General features: G+C 56.4%; 21 protein-coding genes and 4 tRNA genes. 1 reads left to right on the top strand and 24 read right to left on the bottom strand.

Features of this window, described 5'->3' with window-relative positions:
* The 23 genes from NTX17_01820 to NTX17_01710 all read right to left on the bottom strand — a co-directional run.
* On the bottom strand, nucleotides 1-127 hold a 127-nt coding region (locus tag NTX17_01820), incomplete at its 3' end, for a GTP-binding protein (GenBank protein MCX5800115.1).
* Nucleotides 128-360: 233 nt separating this feature from the next.
* Nucleotides 361-433: transfer RNA gene (locus tag NTX17_01815), tRNA-Thr, on the bottom strand.
* A gap of 220 nt (nucleotides 434-653) precedes the next feature.
* Nucleotides 654-729 (bottom strand) — tRNA-Gly (locus tag NTX17_01810).
* A 154-nt stretch (nucleotides 730-883) separates the two neighbouring features.
* On the bottom strand, nucleotides 884-1315 hold the full coding sequence (locus NTX17_01805) for a hypothetical protein (protein ID MCX5800114.1): 432 nt from the start codon (nucleotides 1313-1315) through the stop codon (nucleotides 884-886).
* 53 nt (nucleotides 1316-1368) lie between these two features.
* Nucleotides 1369-1453: transfer RNA gene (locus NTX17_01800), tRNA-Tyr, on the bottom strand.
* 118 nt (nucleotides 1454-1571) lie between these two features.
* Nucleotides 1572-1646, bottom strand: a tRNA-Thr gene (locus NTX17_01795).
* A 111-nt stretch (nucleotides 1647-1757) separates the two neighbouring features.
* Nucleotides 1758-3182 (bottom strand): cysteine--tRNA ligase, encoded by a 1425-nt coding sequence (gene cysS, locus NTX17_01790; GenBank protein MCX5800113.1) that lies wholly within the window; start codon nucleotides 3180-3182, stop codon nucleotides 1758-1760.
* 2 nt (nucleotides 3183-3184) lie between these two features.
* Nucleotides 3185-3925, bottom strand: a complete 741-nt coding sequence (gene cysE, locus NTX17_01785) for a serine O-acetyltransferase (GenBank protein MCX5800112.1) — start codon at nucleotides 3923-3925, stop codon at nucleotides 3185-3187.
* Nucleotides 3926-3932: 7 nt separating this feature from the next.
* On the bottom strand, nucleotides 3933-5003 hold the full coding sequence (locus NTX17_01780) for a M42 family metallopeptidase (protein MCX5800111.1): 1071 nt from the start codon (nucleotides 5001-5003) through the stop codon (nucleotides 3933-3935).
* Entirely contained in the window at nucleotides 4996-6006 is a 1011-nt protein-coding gene (locus NTX17_01775; protein MCX5800110.1) for a D-alanine--D-alanine ligase, read from the bottom strand. Before NTX17_01775 ends, NTX17_01780 begins: the two co-directional genes overlap by 8 nt.
* Nucleotides 6003-7442: a glutamate--tRNA ligase gene (gene gltX / locus NTX17_01770; GenBank protein MCX5800109.1), complete on the bottom strand. Its 1440-nt coding sequence runs from the start codon at nucleotides 7440-7442 to the stop codon at nucleotides 6003-6005. Before gltX ends, NTX17_01775 begins: the two co-directional genes overlap by 4 nt.
* On the bottom strand, nucleotides 7439-7939 hold the full coding sequence (gene ispF / locus NTX17_01765) for a 2-C-methyl-D-erythritol 2,4-cyclodiphosphate synthase (GenBank protein MCX5800108.1): 501 nt from the start codon (nucleotides 7937-7939) through the stop codon (nucleotides 7439-7441). Before ispF ends, gltX begins: the two co-directional genes overlap by 4 nt.
* A gap of 62 nt (nucleotides 7940-8001) precedes the next feature.
* The gene (gene ispD, locus NTX17_01760) at nucleotides 8002-8748 is read right to left on the bottom strand and encodes a 2-C-methyl-D-erythritol 4-phosphate cytidylyltransferase (protein ID MCX5800107.1); all 747 of its coding nucleotides are present in this window, start codon (nucleotides 8746-8748) and stop codon (nucleotides 8002-8004) included.
* On the bottom strand, nucleotides 8732-10120 hold the full coding sequence (gene radA, locus NTX17_01755; protein ID MCX5800106.1) for a DNA repair protein RadA: 1389 nt from the start codon (nucleotides 10118-10120) through the stop codon (nucleotides 8732-8734). The genes ispD and radA overlap by 17 nt, the downstream gene beginning before the upstream one ends.
* A 39-nt stretch (nucleotides 10121-10159) precedes the next feature.
* Complete coding sequence (locus NTX17_01750) at nucleotides 10160-11056, bottom strand: MlaD family protein (protein MCX5800105.1); 897 nt, start codon at nucleotides 11054-11056, stop codon at nucleotides 10160-10162.
* On the bottom strand, nucleotides 11056-11838 hold the full coding sequence (locus NTX17_01745) for an ABC transporter ATP-binding protein (GenBank protein MCX5800104.1): 783 nt from the start codon (nucleotides 11836-11838) through the stop codon (nucleotides 11056-11058). The genes NTX17_01750 and NTX17_01745 overlap by 1 nt, the downstream gene beginning before the upstream one ends.
* Nucleotides 11839-11845: 7 nt before the next feature.
* Nucleotides 11846-12646 carry an ABC transporter permease gene (locus tag NTX17_01740; protein MCX5800103.1) on the bottom strand — a complete coding sequence of 267 codons (801 nt, stop codon included), beginning with the start codon at nucleotides 12644-12646 and terminating at the stop codon, nucleotides 11846-11848.
* Nucleotides 12647-12690: 44 nt separating this feature from the next.
* Nucleotides 12691-14055 carry a replicative DNA helicase gene (gene dnaB / locus NTX17_01735; protein ID MCX5800102.1) on the bottom strand — a complete coding sequence of 455 codons (1365 nt, stop codon included), beginning with the start codon at nucleotides 14053-14055 and terminating at the stop codon, nucleotides 12691-12693.
* Nucleotides 14056-14145: 90 nt separating this feature from the next.
* Complete coding sequence (locus NTX17_01730) at nucleotides 14146-14832, bottom strand: uracil-DNA glycosylase (protein ID MCX5800101.1); 687 nt, start codon at nucleotides 14830-14832, stop codon at nucleotides 14146-14148.
* 30 nt (nucleotides 14833-14862) lie between these two features.
* Nucleotides 14863-16116, bottom strand: a complete 1254-nt coding sequence (coaBC, locus tag NTX17_01725; GenBank protein ID MCX5800100.1) for a bifunctional phosphopantothenoylcysteine decarboxylase/phosphopantothenate--cysteine ligase CoaBC — start codon at nucleotides 16114-16116, stop codon at nucleotides 14863-14865.
* On the bottom strand, nucleotides 16116-16373 hold the full coding sequence (locus NTX17_01720; GenBank protein MCX5800099.1) for a DNA-directed RNA polymerase subunit omega: 258 nt from the start codon (nucleotides 16371-16373) through the stop codon (nucleotides 16116-16118). The genes coaBC and NTX17_01720 overlap by 1 nt, the downstream gene beginning before the upstream one ends.
* A 46-nt stretch (nucleotides 16374-16419) precedes the next feature.
* The gene (gene gmk / locus NTX17_01715; GenBank protein ID MCX5800098.1) at nucleotides 16420-17058 is read right to left on the bottom strand and encodes a guanylate kinase; all 639 of its coding nucleotides are present in this window, start codon (nucleotides 17056-17058) and stop codon (nucleotides 16420-16422) included.
* Nucleotides 17059-17120: 62 nt separating this feature from the next.
* Nucleotides 17121-17996, bottom strand: a complete 876-nt coding sequence (locus tag NTX17_01710; GenBank protein ID MCX5800097.1) for a YicC family protein — start codon at nucleotides 17994-17996, stop codon at nucleotides 17121-17123.
* A gap of 445 nt (nucleotides 17997-18441) precedes the next feature.
* Between NTX17_01710 and NTX17_01705 the strand changes: the two genes are divergently transcribed.
* Nucleotides 18442-20310: an NFACT family protein gene (locus tag NTX17_01705; protein ID MCX5800096.1), complete on the top strand. Its 1869-nt coding sequence runs from the start codon at nucleotides 18442-18444 to the stop codon at nucleotides 20308-20310.
* A 53-nt stretch (nucleotides 20311-20363) separates the two neighbouring features.
* Here the strand turns inward: NTX17_01705 and NTX17_01700 are convergent, their stop codons facing one another.
* On the bottom strand, nucleotides 20364-21134 hold the full coding sequence (locus NTX17_01700; protein MCX5800095.1) for a methyltransferase domain-containing protein: 771 nt from the start codon (nucleotides 21132-21134) through the stop codon (nucleotides 20364-20366).
* Nucleotide 21135: the final 1 nt, after the last annotated feature.

Here is a 21135-nt window from a genome sequence, read left to right as displayed (position 1 = left end):
TCGCCAACCCCCGCTTCGCCAAATACATCGTTATCGCACTTGTCAACGTCGTCTTCCCATGATCCACGTGCCCTATCGTCCCAACATTAACGTGCGGCTTCTTCCGCTCAAACCGAGCCTTTGACATCAGCTCTACCTCCTGGCACCTTAGCGACTGAGACCGCTCTCAGGCGCTTACCCACAGGTCACCAAAGCTCACAAACAAGAAATTCCCGAACGGGAAACAAACATATCCCTCTCCGGCAAACCCCTGCGTAATTGAAGACAAAGTCGCATCAAATACAAGGAGTCCGCTAGATAATGCGCGCTGAAGACACAGATGGTTGTGTACAGGCAATGCGCCAGCTCTTCTCTCTAGTGAGCCCACGATCGGAATCGAACCGATGACCTTTTGCTTACCATGCAAATGCTCTACCGACTGAGCTACGCGGGCATCGAGACAAAAGCATTCCCCTTTTTTTAGATGCGCGCGATTGGGGAATTAGCCGGCGTGGCTGTGAGGTGGGTCTGAGACAAAAAGAAAAGTATAAACTCTACCCTTCGGCTTTTCCCTCCAAAAAGCCACACTCGGAAGTATGGAGACCTCAATAATTGCAAACTGACGACATGCTGTCAAGAGGTTTTTTCTGTTTTGCGAAAATTCTTTCCCGTAATGGAGCGGGAAACGGGATTCGAACCCGCGACCCTCAGCTTGGAAGGCTGACGCTCTAGCCACTGAGCTACTCCCGCCCCCAGTCTATCTCAAGCAATGGCAACCCTTCCTGGCCGTCAAGAGTGATGGCCCCACACCTCCAAGGCTAACGCCAGGACGCGATTAGCTCATGACGGCGAGGAGCACTGAAAGCCCGATCGGACGCCACCGCATGCACCCCACGAGGTGCCGTTACCCTCTCTTGCTCGCCCCGGGACGTCGCTCGCGACGGTCGTGCCGTCCGGGCCCCAGGCTACGCTCGTGCCCCTTGTAAGATCCGCCCTGTCTCCCGTCGTGCCTGATTCCGTGTCCCGGCGGTCCCCCCATAGGACCCCTTTGCGACGGCATGGGGCCCCTGTGCGGCTGCATGGAGTGATTGGACATGCCGGACATGGAGGAAGAAGCTCTTCTCTTCGGGGCAGAATCGTCCCTCTCCGGAATGATCGTGAAATGCATGGCTTTCTCGATTTTCACGCCGAATTTCTCCAGACCTTCGTTTCCGGAATCGGTCACGTAGTACGAGGTTCGCCTGCCGTCAGCATCGACTTCGACCCATCCTAACTCCACCGCACGCTCTACGAATGCGGCACCGAGAGCAAATGGGTTCACCGGTACCCTGCTCAACTTAGAATCCTCCCGCGGGCAAACACAAAAGATGAGAAACGTTCTGACAGCGCTGGTGGAGAGGGGAGGATTCGAACCTCCGAAGGCATTGCCGGCAGATTTACAGTCTGCTCCCTTTGACCTCTTGGGAACCTCTCCACGCTAACGTGGCAATCAGTAATTGTGCCAGAAGTCTCCTGCCTGTTCAACTCCAATTCGGCCGGGTCCTCTGCCCGCAATCGGAACCCTGTCGTACGTTGCCGGAATCGGAGTCGTGTGGAGCTGGCGAAGGGAATTGAACCCCCAACCCCCTCATTACAAGTGAGGAGCTCTACCGTTGAGCTACGCCAGCTCATTCAGACACGCTGGTGGATACCAAAGAACAAATGATCTAGCACTAGAATTTCGCGGCCTTTTTTCTGTCCCGCTGTTCGTCGATCTTTCTTCTGAGGATACTATGCGGTTAGCTATCCTTCTTTCTAAGGACTGGTCCCTCGGCTCTATCCTCTACCACGAAGCCTGCGGCTTCGATTTTGGCTCTCATCTCGTCGGCCCTACTCCATTCTTTGTTCTTCCTGGCCGTCTCTCGCTCTCCGACAAGGTCCTTTAACTCTTGAGGAAACTCCTCGGCGAAGAGTTCGTCCTTCCAGAAGATACCGAGGACCTGTCCAAGTTCCTTCAGTTTCTCGGAGGCCCCGCGTATGGCGGCCCTCTGAGCGGCGGACATGATCCCTGCCTCTATCTCCTTGTTGACGGCCTTCGCCAGATCGAAGAGATGTCCAACGGCTCTTGCACTGTTAAAGTCGTCATCCATGGCCTCGACAAAGCGCGACTCGGTCTCTCTCGATGCCTGAGACAATTCTCCCTCAGCCGGGCGGAGGGTAGAGTCCACGTCCTTGCTCAGAATCGCGGCGTTTCTAATCACGTTCGTAAGTCGCCCGAGAGCAGCTTCGGCCTCAACTAGTCTCTCTCTGGAAAACTCGACCGGACTGCTGTAATGCGACGAGAGAAGATAGAACTTGAGCGTGTCGGGATTGACCTCGGCGCATACGTCTTCCACCGAGAAGAAGTGTTTCGTGGATTTCGACATCTTCTCGCCGGTAAGGTTCATCAATCCGTTTTCGATCCAGAAGTTCACGAAGGGTTTCCCCGTGGCAGTCTCAGACTGAGCAATCTCGTTTTCGTGATGCGGAAAGATGAGGTCCTGCCCTCCGCCGTGCAAGTCAAACGATTCTCCGAGGTATTTCATGGACATCGCGGAGCACTCTATGTGCCAGCCCGGCCTTCCCTGTCCCCACGGACTCTTCCACGAGGGTTCACCTTCTTTCGCCGCCTTCCACAATGCGAAGTCCAAGGGATTTCTCTTCTTGTCGCCAGGGTCGACTCTGGCCCCGGCGCGCAGTTCGTCGAGTCTCCTGCCGGAAAGCTTGCCGTAACCCGGCCAGGCTTCCACGGCAAAGTAGACGTCGCCTCCACTCTCGTAGGCGCAACCCTTCTCTTCGATCTTCCTGATCAACTCGATTATGTCTGACATGTGCTCGCTGGCCTTGGGGTAGACCGTCGCCGGTTTTATTCCGAGAAGCCGCGCGTATTTGAAGTACGTGTCGATGTTCCGTTGCGCTATGTCCTGCCAGGGCACGTTTTCTTCGTTCGATTTCTGGATTATCTTGTCGTCCACGTCCGTGAAGTTGTAGACGTATCTGACGTTGTAGCCCTTGTATTCGAGGTAGCGCCTGACCGTGTCTCCCGCGATGGACGAGTACATGTGCCCGATGTGCGGTTTGTCCTGAACCGTCATGCCGCAGACGTACATTCCCACGTAATCACTATTGAGAGGAACGAATTCTACCTTCTTCCGCCTCAGATTGTCGTGAATGTGGATGGCCATCTCTAGTGCTCTTCCCCCTCGTTGTGTTCTGCCCCTTCACTGTCTTCGTTCTCTCCCGTGCGTTCTGCTCCCGGTTTGTGCTCTTCCGACAGAAAGGAGACCTGCGGGCCGCCTTCCCATTTTTTGAGATAGTCCTCGATTCTCCTGATTTCCCTGTGAAGACTCTCGAGGTCTCTGGTAATCGGATCCGGCAAATGGACGTGATCGAGCGTAACAGAAGGCACTCTTCTCCCTTCTCTCTTCGCCATTCTCCCGGGAATGCCGACGACCGTGGAATTCCCGGGGACGTCTCGCAGAACGACGGCGTTGGCCCCGACGTACACGTCGTCTCCGATTGTGATGTCTCCCAGTATCTTTGCTCCGGCGCCCACCACGACCCTGTCGCCCAGCGTAGGATGCCTCTTACCCCGCTCCTTCCCTGTGCCTCCCAGCGTGACACCCTGGAAGAGTGTCACGTCATTTCCGATTATCGAAGTCTCTCCGATGACGACCCCGGTGCCATGATCAATAAAGAAGCCGCTTCCAATCTCCGCCGCGGGATGAATCTCTATCCCAGTCCAGAAACGCGCGGTGTGAGATATCAGCTTTGGAAGCAAGGGCACGCGCCAGTGATAGAGCCTGTGTGCGATTCTGTACCAACAAACGGCGTGAAAGCCGGAATAAGTGAAAAGAACCTCGACCGCGTTGGTCGCAGCAGGGTCTCTATCCATGGCAGCGCGAAGATCATCGAGAAGGAAACTCATCGTTCTCCTATCGCGTGAGCCCTGCGACTGTCTTGGCGTCGAGGCTCTTCACGACCTCCGTGACGAGGAACACAACGGCTTCGAAATCTTTCCTGTCAAGTACTCCGGTGTGACTGTGTATGTACCTCGTCGGTATTCCTATGGACAGAGTAGGAACTCCGGCGTTGTGCAGATGTATCTTTCCGCCGTCGGTCCCACCCCTCTCGACGTAAGCGAAGTGATGCGCGATGCGGTTGGCTTCGGCCACCCTGACGACGAGATCGCGCAGTTTTGTGTTGGGAATCATCGAACCGTCGTAAACGAGTATGGCCGCGCCTGCTCCGATCTTCTCTTCTCTTCCATCGGCGCCTCCAGGCACGTCATGAGCAATGCTGACGTCCAGTGCAAGACCCACGTCGGGCTTCACGGCCGACACGCTGGTCTGTGCGCCCCTCAGTCCGACCTCCTCCTGAACGGTACCTACGCCGTACACAACGTTGGGATGGCGAACGTTCTTGAGCCTCCGCAGGACATCAATGATGACGGCGCAGCCGACCCTGTCGTCCCACGCCTTCGACATGTAGAGTCGATTGTTACCCATGACGGTGAAGGGGCTGTAAGGAACTATCGGGTCTCCAGGCTTCACGCCCAGCTTCTTCTTAACGTCAAAGTAGGTTGCGGCTCCTACGTCGATGAACATCTCCTTGAAGTCCATCACTTTTTTCTTCTCTTCGTCCTGAAGCTCGTGAGGAGGCTTTGAGCCGACTATGCCGATGAACTGCCCCTTCGACGTGCACACCATAACGCGCTGGGCCAGGGCCACGTGTCCCCACCATCCTCCGAGAGGAAGGAACTTGATGAATCCCTCTTTTGTGACCTGCTTCACCATGAAGCCCACTTCGTCCATGTGCGCGGCCAGCATTATGGAGGGTCCATTTTCCTTGCCCGTCTTCTTGCATATGAGGCTGCCAAGCCTGTCGTGGGAGACTTGTCCCAGCCCGACCAGGTATTTTTGCATTGCACGCGACACTTCCTCTTCGTGCCCCGAAACGCCAACCGCTTCAGTTAGCTCTTTCAGCATCAGTTCTACGTCATCCATGTGGCTCCTCCTGGATTGCTCCTGCCGGAATCGCTATTCCTCGACGGGAAAGTGCAAGCCTGCAGATTTTGTCCACCAGTTGTGGAAATGCTCGTCCACTTGCCCTGGCAGCCATCGGCACAAGGCTTGTCCCGGTCATCCCGGGAATGGTATTCACTTCAAGGCACTGCAACTGTCCTTCGTGTGAGAGGCGGAAGTCAACTCTCGCGAAATCCTCGCAACCGAGAACCCGATAAGCCTTGAGCGCAAGCTCTTGGGCCTCCTGGGATTTACTCGCGGCGATCTTCGCCGGGACGATGTACTTGCTCTTGCCTCTCGTGTACTTGCATTCGTAGTTGTAGAATCCTTTCTCGGGCGCCACTTCTATCACAGGCAGAGCGCCGTCTCCCAGTATTCCCACCGTCAGCTCCCTGCCAACGATGTACTTTTCGACGAGGATGTCGCTCGAGTACTTGAGTGCGCTCTCCACCGCGGGAACCACTTGAGCCTCTTCCTTCACTATGCTGATCCCGATTGTGGAGCCCTGATTTCTAGGTTTCGTAACGACCGGCAGACCGCCCAGACTCGATACGGCGGCCTCGATGCTGTTCGAGTTTGCGTCTTCCACGTTCCTCCAATCCGGAGTGGGAATACCGGCCTGCTCAAAGATCCTCTTGGAGAGAACCTTGTCCATCGAGAGAGCGGAGGCCAGCATGCCCGAGCCTGTGTAGGGTTTGCACATGATGTCGAGGAGAGCTTGCACGGTACCGTCCTCTCCCGCCCCTCCGTGCAGAGCGATGAAAACGACTTCGCTCGAGACAACGTCGGGATTCGAAACAAAATCAATCAGCGCTTTGTTGTTGCCCGAAGAGGAGCTCAGATGAGAAGTGTCGAGCTCGTCCTTAACGTCTATTTCCGCTACCTCGTGCCCCACTTCCCGCAGGGCTCTCGCGACTTCTTTGCCTGAAGCCAGAGAGACCTCTCGCTCGCTCGAAACGCCGCCCATCAGGACCGCAATCCTCATAGTTGTCCTCCAATCGCGTGCTTCAATCTTCTGAGGCAAACTTCTCTGCCCAGAATTTCTATGACCTCGGGCAGCTCGGGTCCGTGAATCTTCCCGGTAAGGGCCGCTCGCACAGGCACAAAAAGCTCTTTGCCTTTTTTCCCGGTCTCGCGGCCCACGGCCGCAAGCCAGGCTTTTGCTTCGCCCTGAGACGAAACATTCGACGCCTCGAGGAGTTTGAACGCACTTGAAATTACGTCCACGGACGAAGTTTCTTTCAACAGACCGAGCACATCGGGTTCATATCGTGGAATCTCGCCCTCGAATACGGAAACATGGTACTGCAAGTCCGAGAGTTTTACCAGACCTCTTCTCGTGGCAGCCAGAATCTTCTTGAGCGTCTCTCTGCCGGCGTCCTTGAGTGAACTCTGCGCGAAAAAAGGAGCGCTCAGACCAAAGACGTAGTCCAAATCGAGTGTCCTGATGTAGTGACAGTTCATCCAGTCCAGTTTTTCGACGTCAAAGACGGCGGCCGACTTCGCGGCCCTCTCGAGAGAGAAATCCCTGATCATCTCTTCTCTGTTCATAATCTCTTTGTCGTGGCCGGGCGACCAGCCGAGAAGGGCCAGGTAGTTGACGATGGCTTCCGGAACGTAGCCCATCTTTCTGAACTCCGAAATCGACGCGGCGCCTTCTCTCTTGCTGAGCTTGGCCCTGGCGCGATTGAGAAGAATCGAAAGATGCGCGAACGTCGGAGGCTCGATCCGGAGGGTCTCGTAAAGCATGAGCTGCCTCAACGTGTTGGAGAGGTGCTCCTCGCCTCTTATGACGTGAGTTATCTTCATGAGATGGTCATCGACGACGCACGAGAAATTGTAGGTCGGCATTCCGTCAGAGCGAAGAATGATGAAGTCCCCGACCATTTCCTTGGGGAATCGCACTTCTCCCCTCACGACGTCATCGAGGACAAACTCCCTGTCGGGCGCCTTGAACCTGATGCTCGAACGTCTGCCTTCGTTCTCGAATTGAGAGAGCTTCTCGCCGGAAAGATCGAGGCAGTGGCCGTCGTAGTGTGCAGACCGGCCCTCGGAAAGGCGGCTCTGCTTCCTCTGTTCCAGTTCCTCCGGAGTGCAGTAGCAGCGATACGCTCTTCCTGAATCAACGAGTCTTTGCGCGAAATCCTTGTACAGATCCTTCCGCTCCGACTGTCTGTAAGGGCCGTAGTTCCCTCCGCAATCGGGTCCTTCTTCCCATTCGACGCCGAGCCACTTCAGGTCCTCGATGACGCCGGCCTCCGACTCCGGCGAAGACCTGGTAACGTCCGTGTCTTCCATCCTGAGAACGAAGCTCCCGCGCCTACCCCTTGCGAAGAACCAGTTGTAGAGAGCGGTCCTCGCGCCTCCGACGTGAAGGCTTCCAGTGGGGCTGGGTGCAAAGCGAACGCGAGTCTCGCTCAAGATTGGGGCCTCACTTTCCACGTCACCAGCGCCACGGCGAGTGCGGCGGCACCTTCTCCTCGGCCGACGAAACCCATGCCTTCGTTTCGCGTGGCCTTGATTGAAACCGTATGAGCGTCAATGCCCAGGGCTCTGCCGATGTTCTCTTTCATCTCGCCGAAATGGGGGGAAACGCAAGGTTCTTCCAGAATTATCGTCGCGTCCAGATTGACTATCCGCCCGCCCTTGGACTTCAACAACTCTGCGACACTGGAGAGAAGTGCGAGGCTGGATATGCCCTTGTATTTCGCGTCGGTGTCCGGAAATAGCTGGCCTATGTCCCCCGCGGCCATTGCTCCGAGAATGGCATCCGCGATTGCGTGGCAGAGAACGTCGGCGTCCGAGTGACCCGATAGCCCCTTCGAATACGGTATCGTGACACCGCCCAAAACCAGGGCGCGCGCATCTGCAAAGGGATGAGCATCGTAGCCTAGGCCAATTTTGTGACCAACTTCCATGTGGAATAACCCGCCCTAAGGTTCGCAGCTCTTATTGAGACCGCTACCGGGATCGCTCAAGGCTAGTCCCACGGCCTCCTGTTCAGTCGAAGCAACGATTCGGCAAGCGCAAGATCGCCGGGGAACGTGACCTTGATGTTGAACGAATCCCCCTCCACGACGGTGACCCGCTTCCCACTCTTCTTCACCATGGAAGCGTCGTCCGTGGCGGTCACGCGTCGAGGCCAGCGCCGAAAGGCATCTTCGATGATCTTCTTTCCGAAAACCTGAGGTGTCTGGACCAACCACAGGTTTTCTCTGGGGAGTGTTCTCTCTATCGCGCCTCCGCTCACCCTGTTCAGGGTGTCCGTTACGGGGAGCGCAGCAATCGCGGCGCCTGCCCTCTTGCACGCCGCGACAGTTCTCGACACGAGCCGCCTGCTGAGGAATGGTCTCGCTCCGTCGTGGACGAGGACAAATCTGGACTCTCCGACGAATCTCAGACCATTCTCCACCGAGTCCTGCCTTCTCTTGCCTCCAGCCACGATGGCTTGCACTTTCTTGAAGCGGAAACGCCTGACGAATTCGCGACATTCCTCAAGAGACTCCTTCCTCACGACTATCACTACCCGCTCTATCTCCGGCGAGACTTCGAGCGCCTTGAGACTGTAGAAGAGGAGAGGCTTCCCGCCGAGCGTTACAAAGACCTTCTCGCGCTTTGTACCCATCCTTCGCCCGGCGCCGGCGGCCACCACAATCGCAGCCACTCCGGAACGGTCTTTCAGCTCTCGACGTCTCAAAGATGCGGCAACTTCAGGATTTCTTTTCAACTTTCGATTTCTCCAAAGTCCGGTTGATTGCACCTCTCACGTCGTCCACACCCACGATTTCGATTTCCTTGATCGAACTGACGTCGGAAACATTGCCGGAGGGAACGATTATTCTCTCGAATCCAAGCTTTGCGGCCTCCTTGACCCTCTGCTCGATCTGTGACACTCTTCTTACTTCACCGCCGAGCCCGACTTCCCCGGCCATCGCCGTGTGAGCCTTGACTGGTGTGTCCTTGTAGCTGGAAGCGACTGCGACAACAAGTCCGAGATCGCTGCCTGGCTCGTCAAGCCTTATCCCGCCGGCCACGTTTATGAAAACATCCATGGAACCCAACCTGAGCCCCATTCTTTTCTCGAGCACCGCCAGGAGTACCGAAAGCCTCCTGGCATCGTAGCCCGTGGCCGCTCTTTGAGGAAAACCATATCCAGAGCGCGACACCAGAGCCTGAAGCTCGACCAGCAAAGGCCTTGTTCCCTCTATGCTGCTAACCACGACGGAACCGGAAACACCCGAGTCTCTCTCGGAAAGAAAGACCCGGGAGGGATTTGTCACCTCCCTGAGTCCGCGTTGGTCCATTTCGAAAACGCCTATCTCGTTTGTCGAGCCAAATCTGTTCTTGGCCGCCCGCAATACCCGATAGTTCTGATACCTTTCTCCTTCGAGATAGAGCACCGCGTCCACCATGTGCTCGAGCACTCTCGGGCCCGCCACGGCGCCTTCCTTCGTCACGTGTCCTACGAGAAAAATGGCGGTGGAATGGGCCTTTGCGAAATTCAGAAACTTGAGGCCGCATTCCCTGATCTGGCCCACGCTCCCAGGAGAGCCGTCGAGGTCGGGATCGTATACCGTTTGGACGGAATCGATGACCGCAGCAGCCACCTTGAGCTCGGAAAGCTGGTTCAGGATCACGCTAACGTCAGTCTCGCAACTTACGTACAGATCCTTGGCAAGCGCGCCGAGCCTTCGAGCTCTCATCCTCGTCTGCGCTTCGCTCTCTTCGCCGGAAACATAGAAGCCGGCCTGTCCGTTCTCGACCAGCTTGCTTAGCGCCTGCAGCAAGAGCGTGGATTTTCCGATGCCGGGGTCACCACCAACCAGCACGAGCTCGCCGTGCACAAGGCCACCGCCCAGTACCCGGTCGAACTCGTCGATCCCAGTGGCAATTCTCTCGACTTCCGAGTCAGAAATGTCTTCGAGACGCCTGGGTTGCTTCAGGGCGATGCCGCCCTCCACCCACTTTTCTCTAGTCTTTCTTCTCTCCTCCTCGATGGAGGAGTTCCACTCGCCGCAGGTGGGGCATTTCCCGAACCACTTCCCGCTTTCGTAACCGCAATTCTGGCAAACAAAGACTATCTTCTTCTGGACTTTCATCTCTCTAAATATCCTGCCGCGAGAGGGCGCGGGCCCTCTTTAGAAAATACTGACTTTCAAATAGCGCTTCGGATGCAGCTTTATGTCGGCTATGAGAGCTCTCGTGTCCTCCAGCGTGGCCGTCATCTCTCTGTGCAACGACTCGTCGTTCACAAGTTTCCCGAGCGAGCCTTCGCCCCTTTCTACTTTCCTGAGGACAAGCTCCATCGAGTTGCTCAACTTCTCGAGTTGCCCGACGAGCTCCTCTATGCTCTCCGACGTCGTGGTCAGTCTCGAAACCATGTTGTCAATCTCGGGCCCTCTCACTTGAGCAAACTCCTTGAGCTTTCCGCTTGCGTATCTCATGTCTTCTATGGCGGCGCGAAGATTGTCTCGATTCTCCTCGATCGTACCTCTCATCTCAGAACTGAAGGCTCTCAGATCTCCAAAGGTTGCTTTGACTTCCCCCTCCGTCTCGATTTCTTCCACCGCGTTGCGTACCGTGCTCACGGTCCGTTCGAATTCTTTGAGCGCCACGCCGAGTTCGCCGACCACCTCGGGGATTCCACTCTCATACGCGCCGCGAAGAATCTGGCCTTCTCGAACCTTCTGCTGAGACTTCCCGAGCTTGACCGCCACGTACTTCTCGCCCATGAGGCCGATGTTCCTGATGACAAACTGTGTGTCGTTGGTTATTACGATGCTCTTGTCCATGGAAATGTCCACGTACACCAGTGCCCTCCCAAGTTCTATGTTCTTGACGGAGCCCTTGGTCACACCCTGCACTGTCACGGGGTCACCCGTACCGAGGCCACCCACCTCGTCAAAAGCTATCCTGACGGGATAGCTCTGGCTGGCAATCTTGAAACCCTTTATCCAGATGATCCCGCCGACAAGGACAACGAGAGCAAATATCACGGCTATCCCGACCTTAAGCTCTGCTCCTCTTCTGTCCATCAACTCCTCCTGTTACCCATGGAATTTTTCGTCTCCTGTGACTGAGACATCGGACCGGATGCGTTCCCCGTAATGAATTGGCACACTATGGGATCTTCGCACTTGCGGATCTCGTCGGGTGTGCCCTTGTATATTATCTTCCCGTCGTGCAGCATTGCGATCGTGTCTCCGATCCTGTAGGCACTTCTCATGTCGTGCGTCACTGCCACTGACGTGATAGAAAGCTGCTTCTGCAGGGTCCTTATCAAACTGTTTATTGCGTCTGCCATTATCGGGTCCAACCCCGTAGTCGGTTCATCGTAAAGGACGAACTCAGGATCCATGGCTATGGCTCTCGCGAGGCCGACCCTCTTTTTCATGCCGCCGCTCAGGCTGGCCGGACTTGCTGCCTCGATGCCCTCCAGCCCCACCAATCGGAGCTTTCCCCTCACGCGGTCCAGGATCTCGTCTTCCGAAAGAGTAGTGTGTTCTCGAAGAGGCAGAGCAATGTTTTCCCCCACCGTGAGAGAATCAAAGAGGGCCGCACCCTGAAAGACCATGCCGAATCGTTTTCGGAGTACGTTAAGCTCGGTTTCGCTCATCGCCGTCACATCATCAGAATCGATGTAGACGTGCCCGCTGTCCGGCCGCATGAGCCCTATGACGTGCTTGAGAAGAACACTCTTGCCGCATCCGCTCCTGCCTATGACGACGAGCGATTCTCGAGACTGGATCGTCAGGTCGAGCTCTCTCAGTACGCGCTGCCCGTTGAAACTCTTTTCCAATTTCTCAATTACTATCATGTCACTGTCACGCGAATATTACTCTGAAGAGTAATGAGGCAAGTAAGTAGTCGAGCACAAGTATGAGCAGGCAGGATCCCACGACGGCCTTCGTCGTGGCCCGCCCAACGCCTTCCGCACCACCCTCGGCGTTAAACCCAAAGTAGCAACCCATCGTGGCTATTACGACGCCAAAAAAGAGACTCTTCACGAGTCCACCGAACACGTCCTGCAGGTGAAAGAATAGTCGCAGACCCTCCATGAAAACGTTCGAGCTCACGTTGAGAGAGAAGTACGCGACCGCGTATGCTCCGGCGATGGCGAGAAAATCAGAGAAAATCGTCACCACCGGGAGCATTACCATTCCTGCGATGAATCTGGGGACCGCCAGGTATCTTATGGGACTTATGCCTATCGTCTCCAGAGCGTCTATCTGCTCCGTCACTTTCATCGTGCCCAGCTCGGCCGCGATGGAGGCTCCCACCCTGCCCGCCACTACGAGTGCGGTGAGAACGGGGCCGAGCTCGATCACAACACTCTTACCGATGACCGAGCCGAGGTATCTCATCGGTACGTAATCCTGGAACTGGTACGCCGCCTGCACTGCCGCGACGCCTCCCGTGAACAACGAGGTGACGAGGACAAGCGGCAAAGACTCTATGCCCATTGCCATCATCTGCTCGACAACCAAGTGTCCCTTCTTCCAGAAACCCGGTGTGGCTCTCAGTATGGTGAGCAGAAAAAGAAAGACCTTGCCGATCTCCTCCACGCCTCCTACCATTTTCTTGCCGAGAGCCTCGGCCCCAACAAGCGTGTGATTACCGTTCAAGGATTGCCGACCTCCGGTTGATTGCCGGCGTGCGTCTGGTGCAACTAGAAGGGCTCCTCGGGAAGCCTGGACATGCTTTCAAATCGCGTGTACTCACTTATGAACGTGAGGCCTACGGTGCCTATCGGGCCGTTCCTCTGCTTGCCGATGATGAGCTCCGCTCTACCCCTGTTTTCGTCCGTACGCTCGTAGACCTCCGGTCTGTAGATAAAGATCACAACGTCCGCATCCTGTTCGATCGCACCCGATTCTCTCAAGTCGGAGAGCACGGGTCTTCTGTCTCCGCCTCTCGACTCGACTGCTCTCGAAAGCTGCGAAAGAGCAATCACCGGCACCTCCAACTCCTTGGCAAGAGCTTTCAGCGCCCTCGAAATCTGCGAGATCTCCTGTTGTCTATTCTCGGCGCCGCCGAAACCTCTGACGAGCTGGAGATAGTCGATGATTATGAGTCCCACGTCCGCTTCCGTCTTCAATCTGCGGGATTTAGAGCGCATCTCGAGCACGCTCATGGCGGGTGTATCGTCAATGTAAATGGGGGCTTTTGCAAGTTGGCCCGCGGCGGTAGTCAGAAGAGGCCACTCTGCTTCCTTGAGATATCCGGTTCTCAGTCTGTGCGCATCCACGCGCGCCTCGGAGCAGAGCATCCTCAAGACCACCTGCTCTCTGGACATTTCCAGACTGAATATTCCCACCGGCACCTTGGACCTGATCGCGGCGTGCTCGGCTATGTTCATGCAAAGGCTGGTCTTGCCCATTGAAGGCCGCCCCGCGACGACCACGAAATCACAGGACTGAAAGCCGGCCGTCATCGAATCGAGCTCGATGTAGCCTGACTCCACTCCTGTGACATGTTTCTTCTTGTCGTAAAGTTCCTGGATCACTTCGAAACTGTGTCCCAGGATGTCGCGAAGGGCCACGAAGCCGCGCCTCATCTTGGTATCGGATATCCCGAATATCAATTGCTCGGCTCTGTCGAGAATCGAAACCGACTCTTCTTTCGAGCTGTAAGCGTCGGTCGCGATTGTCGTTCCGGCGTCAATGAGTTTTCTGAGAGTGGCCTTTTCCAAGACTATGCGGCAGTAGTACTCGACGTTTGCGGCGGTGCCCACCTCTTCAAAGAGTGAGGCCAGATACGAAGCGCCGCCCACTTGCTCAAGCTCTCCCTTCTTCTTGAGCTCTTCCCCGAGCGTGATTAGGTCTACCGGTTCTCCCCTGTCATGGATGGTGGTGATGGCGCGGAAGATCCTTCTGTGGCTTTCGCGGTAGAAACAACCGTCTTCCTTGATGAGCTCGAGACACTTGCCCACGGCATTTGCATCGATGAGCATCGCACCGAGTACACTCTGCTCGGCCTCTATGGATTGCGGCGGCACCCTACCCAGCGTTGTGTCGAGTTCCTGAGCTTTCATCGTGCTTTCTCCGCTTGCGAATTCGTTTCGTGATCAGTGTTCAGAGCATGTTCCCTGTAACGCACGTTGCCCGAGGGTCACGGACCGTTCTCACGCGTTCTTACACACTTCCATGAGCTTCTGGACGTCCTCCCAAACAGGCCGTTTGAGAGAGGGGTTTCGCAGGCAGGCAGCCGGGTGATACGTTGCAATGACTCTAGTCCCCCCGTAAAAAAGACTCTCGTTCCTGTAATCTGCCATTGAGAGTTTGAGTCCGCTCATGGCCTGGGCGGCGAAGCGTCCCAGTGCGCAGATGGCCTTTGGCTTCAGGATTTCAAGCTGCTCCGCGAGGTAGACGGAGCAGAGTTCTATTTCCTGAGGCAAGGGGTCCCTGTTACCCTCCGGCCGGCACTTGATGACGTTCGTTATGTAGACGTCTTCGCGATCAAGCTTGACGGCTTCTATTATCCGCGTGAGAAGCTGCCCCGCTCTGCCGACGAAGGGTTTTCCTTGAAGATCTTCGTCCCTGCCGGGCGCCTCGCCCACAAATACGAGGCCCGTCTTCCCACTTCCCGTTCCAAAAACCACGTTTGTTCTTGTTCTGTGAAGCGGGCATTTCTTGCACGCCGCGACTTTTTTCTGAAGTTTAACCAACGCCTCTTCGGGCGATCTGACTGCGTTCCGCAGGCGTCCCTTCGCCAAGCTCAACACGATGGAGTCTTCTCCCGCGGCGAGACGCGTTTGGAAGTAGCTTCTTGCTGCAGAAACAACGTTTGTGAACCCATCAAGCTCCTTCACGCGACCGCCCCTTCTTCTCTCAGTGCAACCTCATCTCTTCTTTCTGAGCGCCAGCGCCTTCTTGAGAATCTCTCTCGCCACCTCGTACTTGGGGAGAAGAGGGAGTCTCTCTACGCTTCCCCTTCGATCGATCATCGTGACGATGTTTGTGTCTTCTTCGAAGCCCGCTCCCTTCAGGAGAGGATTATTGACGACTATGAGATCCAGATTCTTCTTCCTGAGTTTTGCTTTGCCCCTCTCGAGCTCATCCTTCACTTCGACCGCAAAACCTACTAGAACTTCCTTCCCCCTCTTCTGTCCCAACTCGCCGAGGATGTCTCTGGTCCCTCGAAGCTTGAGAGTGAAACCTTCGGCGCTTCGCGGTATCTTGCCTCTCTCCACACTCGCAGGAGCAAAATCACTCACCGCCGCCGCCATAATCACAAGGTCGGCATTGCGAACGCTCGACAGCACCGCCTTTCTCATTTCGGCGGAGGTTCTGACATTCACGAGCCTGACTCCGCGGGGAGATTCCACCGAGACACGGCCGCTTATCAAAGTTACCCTCGCTCCCATGTCTCTCGCTGCGGAGGCAATCGCGTGACCCATCTTTCCGCTCGATCTGTTTGAGATATACCTCACGTCGTCGATCGGCTCCTCGGTTCTTCCCGTCGTAACCAGCACGTTGACGTTGGAAAGAGGCTTCGTTCCTCCAAGGACAAGCTCGACCTCTCTAAGAATGGTCTCGACTGAAGCCAGCCTACCCTTCGCCTTCTCGCCGCACGCCAGAGCTCCGCTCTCGGGTTCCACAAACTTGTAACCGAGCGAGCGGAGCCTCGCTACGTTCTGCCGAACCACCTCGTTTTCCCACATGCGCACGTTCATCGCCGGGGCAAGAAGGACTTTGCCCCCGGCCGCCATGACAATAGAACTGAGAAGATCGTCCGCGATTCCGGCGGCAACCTTTCCGATGATGTTGGCCGTCGCGGGAGCCACGAGAATCAGGTCGGAGCCTGCGGCCGCTTCGATGTGCTGAACCGCCGAAGGCGCTCCCTCCGGGCCGAGGCCCGCGGTATTCTCCACGGAACCTCCGAAGAGGTCGGTAAGAACCCTCCCCCCGGAAAGAACCTCGAACGTGAGAGGGGTGACAAACTCCCTCGCCGCCCTGGTCATACACACGGTGACCGTCGCCCCGCGCTTGGTAAGCTCTCTCAGGAGCTCGACTCCCTTGTAAGCCGCAATGCTGCCGGTTATTCCGAGTAATACTCGTTTCCCCTTCAACACCGACTGGTCGGCCGGGCTCATTAGCGCCTTCCCTCCGGTTCTCCGTACGCGAACTTGACTTTTCCTTTCGCCACTCTGTCGATGGCCGTAAGTGTGACCTTTACCTTCGGGTCTTCTCCGGAGATCTTCATGATCTCATTTATGCGCTTGGCCTCTTTTGCCGCGATTATTGCCGCCTCGTACTTGTTCGGAAAGGAACTGACCGTGTTCCCGCCGGAAGCTTCCATCCGATCTTCCTCCTTCTTGCGTGCCTTATCCTTGCTTCTCTTGTCCTTCATAACGTCTCACTCCGAGAAACCATCCCGCCCTTCGACCAAACGTCTCTCACGCCACGCCTTCCCCGTCGCAAGGGAAAAGCCTCTGCATCGAGCACTTCTCTGCTGCGATGATGCTCTTCAGTCGGCTGAGCGCGTCATCGAGATCGTCATTCACTACCATGTAGTCATAATGCTTTCTGAACTTCATTTCCTCGCGCGCGTTTCGTAGCCTGGTTTCAAGCGCGTCCTCTGATTCCGTCCTCCTCGTCCTCAGCCTCTCCTCCAAAATTTCGAATGAGGGAGGCACAACGAACACGAACACACCGCCAGGGAACACTTTCCTCATACTGAGTCCTCCCTGAACGTCCAGGTCCATTATCACAAGTTTGCCCTGGGCAAGAAAGGGCAGCACGGAATGGCGAGGAGTTCCGTAAAGGTCGCCGTGCACTTCCGCCCATTCAAGGAGTTCGCCTGCCTGAGCCATTGCCCTGAAGCGATCGGGTTCGACGAAGTGATAGTCCCTGCCGTTCACTTCGTTGTCCCTTCTGTTCCTGGTCGTGGCAGAAACCGAGTACGCCACGTCGTCGCAATCCGCAAGGACCCCACGGCAAAGGCAGGTCTTGCCGACTCCCGAGGGACCGGAGACGACCACGGGAAACGCAACGTTCTTACTTTTCCCTTCAGGAAGGATAATACTTCTACCCACTTGACTCAAGCGTCCGGGAGGCCCGGGCTCCCGTTCCAACGGCCCTTGTTATGCCTGGGCTCTCACTCTACGTTCTGCACCTGTTCTCTGAGTTTCTCTATCTCGTCCTTGATGCTTACAATTTCGTTGACGATTTCGACGTCCGCCGCCTTGGCGCCGATGGTGTTGGCCTCACGGTTCATTTCCTGAAGCAGGAAATGTAGCTTGCGCCCCGCGAACTCGGGTCCATCGATCAGTGCGACGAACTGCTTCGCGTGCGCCCTGAGTCTGACGCATTCTTCGGTGCAATCCAGCTTGTCGGTGAAGATAACCACCTCGAGGGCCAACCGATCTTCCGGTATCTCTCCCCGACCTAGCAATTCGGAAAGCCTGGTTCGAAGTTTCTCCTTGGCCTCTCCGACGCGAACGGGTGCTCTCTTTTCTACCCTGGCCACGTACTCCAAAAGAACGTTCACCCGAGCCCTCAGGTCTTCGGACAGACTCTTCCCTTCCGCCTCTTTCATGGAGACGACGTCATCGATGGCTTTCGTCACTCCTTCTTCCACAAGCTTCCAGCCCATTTCGTCTGCGGCCGGTCCCTTTTCGGGGGACAAGAGGTCCGGAAAACTCATGAGCATCTGGAGGGTTATCTCTCCGGAAAGGTTATATCGTTCCTTGAGTGCTTTTAGCAGGCCAAAGTACCTGTCAGCCGCGTTAGCGTCGAGGCCGAGAGTAAGATCGCCGTCGTCTCCGTTCCAAGTGACGAAGACGGCAAGCTTTCCTCTCAGTATCCTCTGTTGAACGAGGGCGCGCACCTTGGGCTCAAAGTGCGCGAGCCACTTCGGCAACCTCAAGGAAACGTCGCAGAACTTGTTGTTCACGCTACGGATTTCGGTCACGAGAAGAACGCCTTGGCGTTGAATCTCGCTCCTGCCAAAACCAGTCATGCTTCTAATCACAGAAGCTTTCCTCCCCGGGCTCGTCGTGCTCCCTCAGACTGGAAGACTTGAGCCGAAGACTCCTGTACCGTCGCACCCGCAATCGGAGGTTAACTCCAAGGAGAGGCCTATGATAGCAGAAAACGTGGGCCTCACGAGGAGAGCCGGGAACGCACCCACTTCGCACGCGGCGGCAACTTCTCGCAAAGCGTCGACCTACTTACTGTAAGAGACGTGGAGCCACGTGTCAATCCGAAAGTTGGCCGTGGAGTTCCCGCGTGGTTTCGGAGTCCGTGTCAGACTGCCACGTGAACGGCTCGGCTCGCGCGCAATCTTGAGACAGGGACTAGTCACCGAACCGCGGCTTTGATAGACTGCTTTGGTAAACCAAGCGGCGGCGTACCCGGGTCGCTTGATTCCACGGCCTGAAGATTTGCGACATTGCTTCGCCGAGAAGAGAGACCGAATGGAAAACCTGATCCTGGCCTTGCTCGTGAAGGAACTCTCGAACGAATTGTTGGGCTCGACCGTGAAGGCCGTCACCGGTCTGGCGCCCATGAGTTTCGCCGTCGAGCTAGAAAAGAAGGGGCACGACACCTCTTCGTTGCTGGTGATTTGTCTCGCCTCGCGCTTTCCCGCACTGTTTTCCCTCGAGGCGCCGGCACTCGGACTCGTATTGAGTACGCCCGCCGAGACTCTGCCCGAGGGCTTCGTCCAGTCGGCGTCGGAGAGACTGCGCGGAACCGTTCTCCACGCCCTGGAGCAACACGACGCAGACAGAGTGGTGAAGATAGAGTTTGCCGCGGCTTCAAACAAGGACCGGCCCCTCTTCTCGCTCTGGCTTGAACTTTTCGGCCGAAGGCCCAGCGCAGTTCTTGTAAGGAGTGATGGAAATGCGATAGAAGCCTGTAGCCGCGAGGGGACAACGTCTTCGGCCGGCATTCTTCTACGGCCCGGAGAGAAGTACGCGCCTCCTTCGCAAGAACACAAACTTAGCATTGGAGAACTCTCACTCAACGCCCTGCACACACTGATGGAAGGAGCTGATTCGGAGGCGGGCCGCAGAGAGTTGTGTCTCGCCCTTTCGCGGCGACTCAAGGGGCTTAGTCCGCACGCTGCCGAGGGTGTCATCGAATATCTTCATTCATGCGGACGCCTCACGCCGGAAGACTTACGTAAAGGGCTCGGGGAAGCTCTTGCCGAACCAGACAGGCATTTCTGCCCCGCGGTCATGGAAACCGCTGCTCGGCCGGACGAACATTCTCGGCGCTCAGGCAAGATTGCCGCGTCAGGCCTGATTGAACCCCCTTCGTTGCTGCCCGTGTATGTCAAGACAAGACCCTCGCTCACAGAGACAGAACCGGGGAGCACTGACACAACGCCGGCAGCCACAAGTGTTCTCAAGTGCTTTCCGGCGGCGTCGGAGGCCGTGCGTTTCTCGTTCTTCGGGCTGTGCCGCTGGTACAGGGGCCTTTCTGCCGCGCGACTCAAGGAGCATGCAGCAGCTCTCTCAGACAAACTGGGCAGGCTGAGGGCCTCACTTCTGGAAGATCTCTCGTCAGCCGAGCAAGCTCACGAGTTCAGAAGGACGGGAGAACTGATCCTTGCCAATCTTGGAACCTTGAGACGAGGGAGCACTCTTGTCGAACTCAAGGACATTCACGTGGACGGACAGTCTCTGGTCAAGGTCAAGCTCGACCCCGCGCTTTCTCTCACGGATAACGCCGAGCGGTACTTCAAGAAGGCCAGAAAGGCAGAGAGGGCGCTCGCTCTCTTGAAGAAGAGAGCTGCCTCCGTGGAGCGCTCGCTCCAGGTAATTGAGGAATTCAGCGAAGACATTCCCGAACAGGTTGACGCAGAGGAGTCCGAAAGAGTCTCTCGCGAATTGGACCGACTCTCCGGGCGAGTGCGCGGTTCAACGGCTGCGCGAAAACCCGGAGCCGAGGTGAAATCCGGGGCCACGTTCAACCCTCGCACCTTCGAGACTTCAGACGGCATGACCATAATTGTTGGAAGGAACAACAAGGAAAACGACTACGTCACCCACCATCTGGCAAAGCCCGAAGACCTCTGGTTTCACGCATCGGCCATGCCGGGTTCGCACGTGGTGCTGAAGAAGAAGGGAAAGTCCGCGCCGTCGCGCAGGGCAATAGAAGAGGCCGCCTCCGTTGCGGCCTATTTCAGCAAGGGAAGGACCTCCTCGGGTGTGCCGGTCATCTACACCGAGAAGAAATATGTGCACAAGCCAAGAGGCGCGCGCCCGGGCCTCGCCACTTGTGCTCGCGAGAGGTTTCTGATGGTCACGCCGCGAAAACCGAAATCGACCCCACCCTGATGGCTCAACACTCCCGGACCTTTCCCGACAAGCCTTGCTCACCTGCCCACGCACTATTTCGTGCCGACCATTGTTATACCGAGCAAGGCCCTCAGAGGCAGCGTACTGGCTATCGTTCTTCGCAGTGAAGGCGGCAACCTCCGAAGAATCCTCTCGCACCGCAGAATCACGGATGGCGGGATCCTGACGTACGTGCCCTGCCCTCCGGCATAGGCGTCTATCCTGGAGAATCCAACCTTCCGGAAGAGCTCGTCGAGTTCGGTGAAAGTATATTCCTTGAGGTGAAATCCTGTCGCCACTTCATCGAAATACCTTGAAATATCGTACGGGCCCGAGAGCGAATTGGGCGTTATACAGATGTACTTCCCTCCCTCAGCCAGCGCCACGTAAACGTTCTTGAGTTGATCGACGGCGTCATCCGGATGCAAGTGCTCCATCAGCCTGCGACTGTAAGCGAGAGTCGCGCTACCCCGGGGGACAGGAATCGAGGAACCGTCGGATATGATCAGCTCGAAGTTCTGGGGAAAGCTCTCGCCCTTGGTGATTTCTTCTGAGACGTCAACTGCATAGGCTTTGCGCACACGCCTGGACACTTCGCGCGACAAACTGCAGTCGCCGGCTCCGATTTCAAGGAATATGGAATCGGGGTGCAGGTAACGTCCAAGCAGCCTCATCTGTGTCGATACTGCCTGGAGCCGAGACTGGGCGTCAGCTTTCTGAGTCAACTGAGGATGCAGCGGCACGCGCCGATAGAGCTCATCGTAGAGCGCGGTATATAGATGCTTCCTCTCCTCTTTCGCGGCGCTGCGCAGCCTACGTGCCAAC

This window comes from Candidatus Eisenbacteria bacterium, assembly GCA_026388185.1.
Taxonomy (GTDB): Bacteria; Eisenbacteria; RBG-16-71-46; order JAFGJU01; family JAFGJU01; genus JAPLKG01.
The sequence above is the reverse complement of the archived record's forward strand: the minus strand, read 5'-3'. Positions and strand labels throughout refer to the sequence as shown.

Excerpts from the sequence above, each read along its gene's own strand:
- cysS (MCX5800113.1), bottom strand. The coding sequence starts at position 3,182 with ATGGCCATCCACATTCACGACAATCTGAGGCGGAAGAAGGTAGAATTC.
- cysE (MCX5800112.1), bottom strand. The coding sequence starts at position 3,925 with ATGAGTTTCCTTCTCGATGATCTTCGCGCTGCCATGGATAGAGACCCT.
- NTX17_01780 (MCX5800111.1), bottom strand. The coding sequence starts at position 5,003 with ATGGATGACGTAGAACTGATGCTGAAAGAGCTAACTGAAGCGGTTGGC.
- NTX17_01775 (MCX5800110.1), bottom strand. The coding sequence starts at position 6,006 with ATGAGGATTGCGGTCCTGATGGGCGGCGTTTCGAGCGAGCGAGAGGTC.
- ispF (MCX5800108.1), bottom strand. The coding sequence starts at position 7,939 with ATGGAAGTTGGTCACAAAATTGGCCTAGGCTACGATGCTCATCCCTTT.
- radA (MCX5800106.1), bottom strand. The coding sequence starts at position 10,120 with ATGAAAGTCCAGAAGAAGATAGTCTTTGTTTGCCAGAATTGCGGTTAC.
- NTX17_01750 (MCX5800105.1), bottom strand. The coding sequence starts at position 11,056 with ATGGACAGAAGAGGAGCAGAGCTTAAGGTCGGGATAGCCGTGATATTT.
- NTX17_01745 (MCX5800104.1), bottom strand. The coding sequence starts at position 11,838 with ATGATAGTAATTGAGAAATTGGAAAAGAGTTTCAACGGGCAGCGCGTA.
- dnaB (MCX5800102.1), bottom strand. The coding sequence starts at position 14,055 with ATGAAAGCTCAGGAACTCGACACAACGCTGGGTAGGGTGCCGCCGCAA.
- coaBC (MCX5800100.1), bottom strand. The coding sequence starts at position 16,116 with ATGAGCCCGGCCGACCAGTCGGTGTTGAAGGGGAAACGAGTATTACTC.
- NTX17_01720 (MCX5800099.1), bottom strand. The coding sequence starts at position 16,373 with ATGAAGGACAAGAGAAGCAAGGATAAGGCACGCAAGAAGGAGGAAGAT.
- NTX17_01705 (MCX5800096.1), top strand. The coding sequence starts at position 18,442 with ATGGAAAACCTGATCCTGGCCTTGCTCGTGAAGGAACTCTCGAACGAA.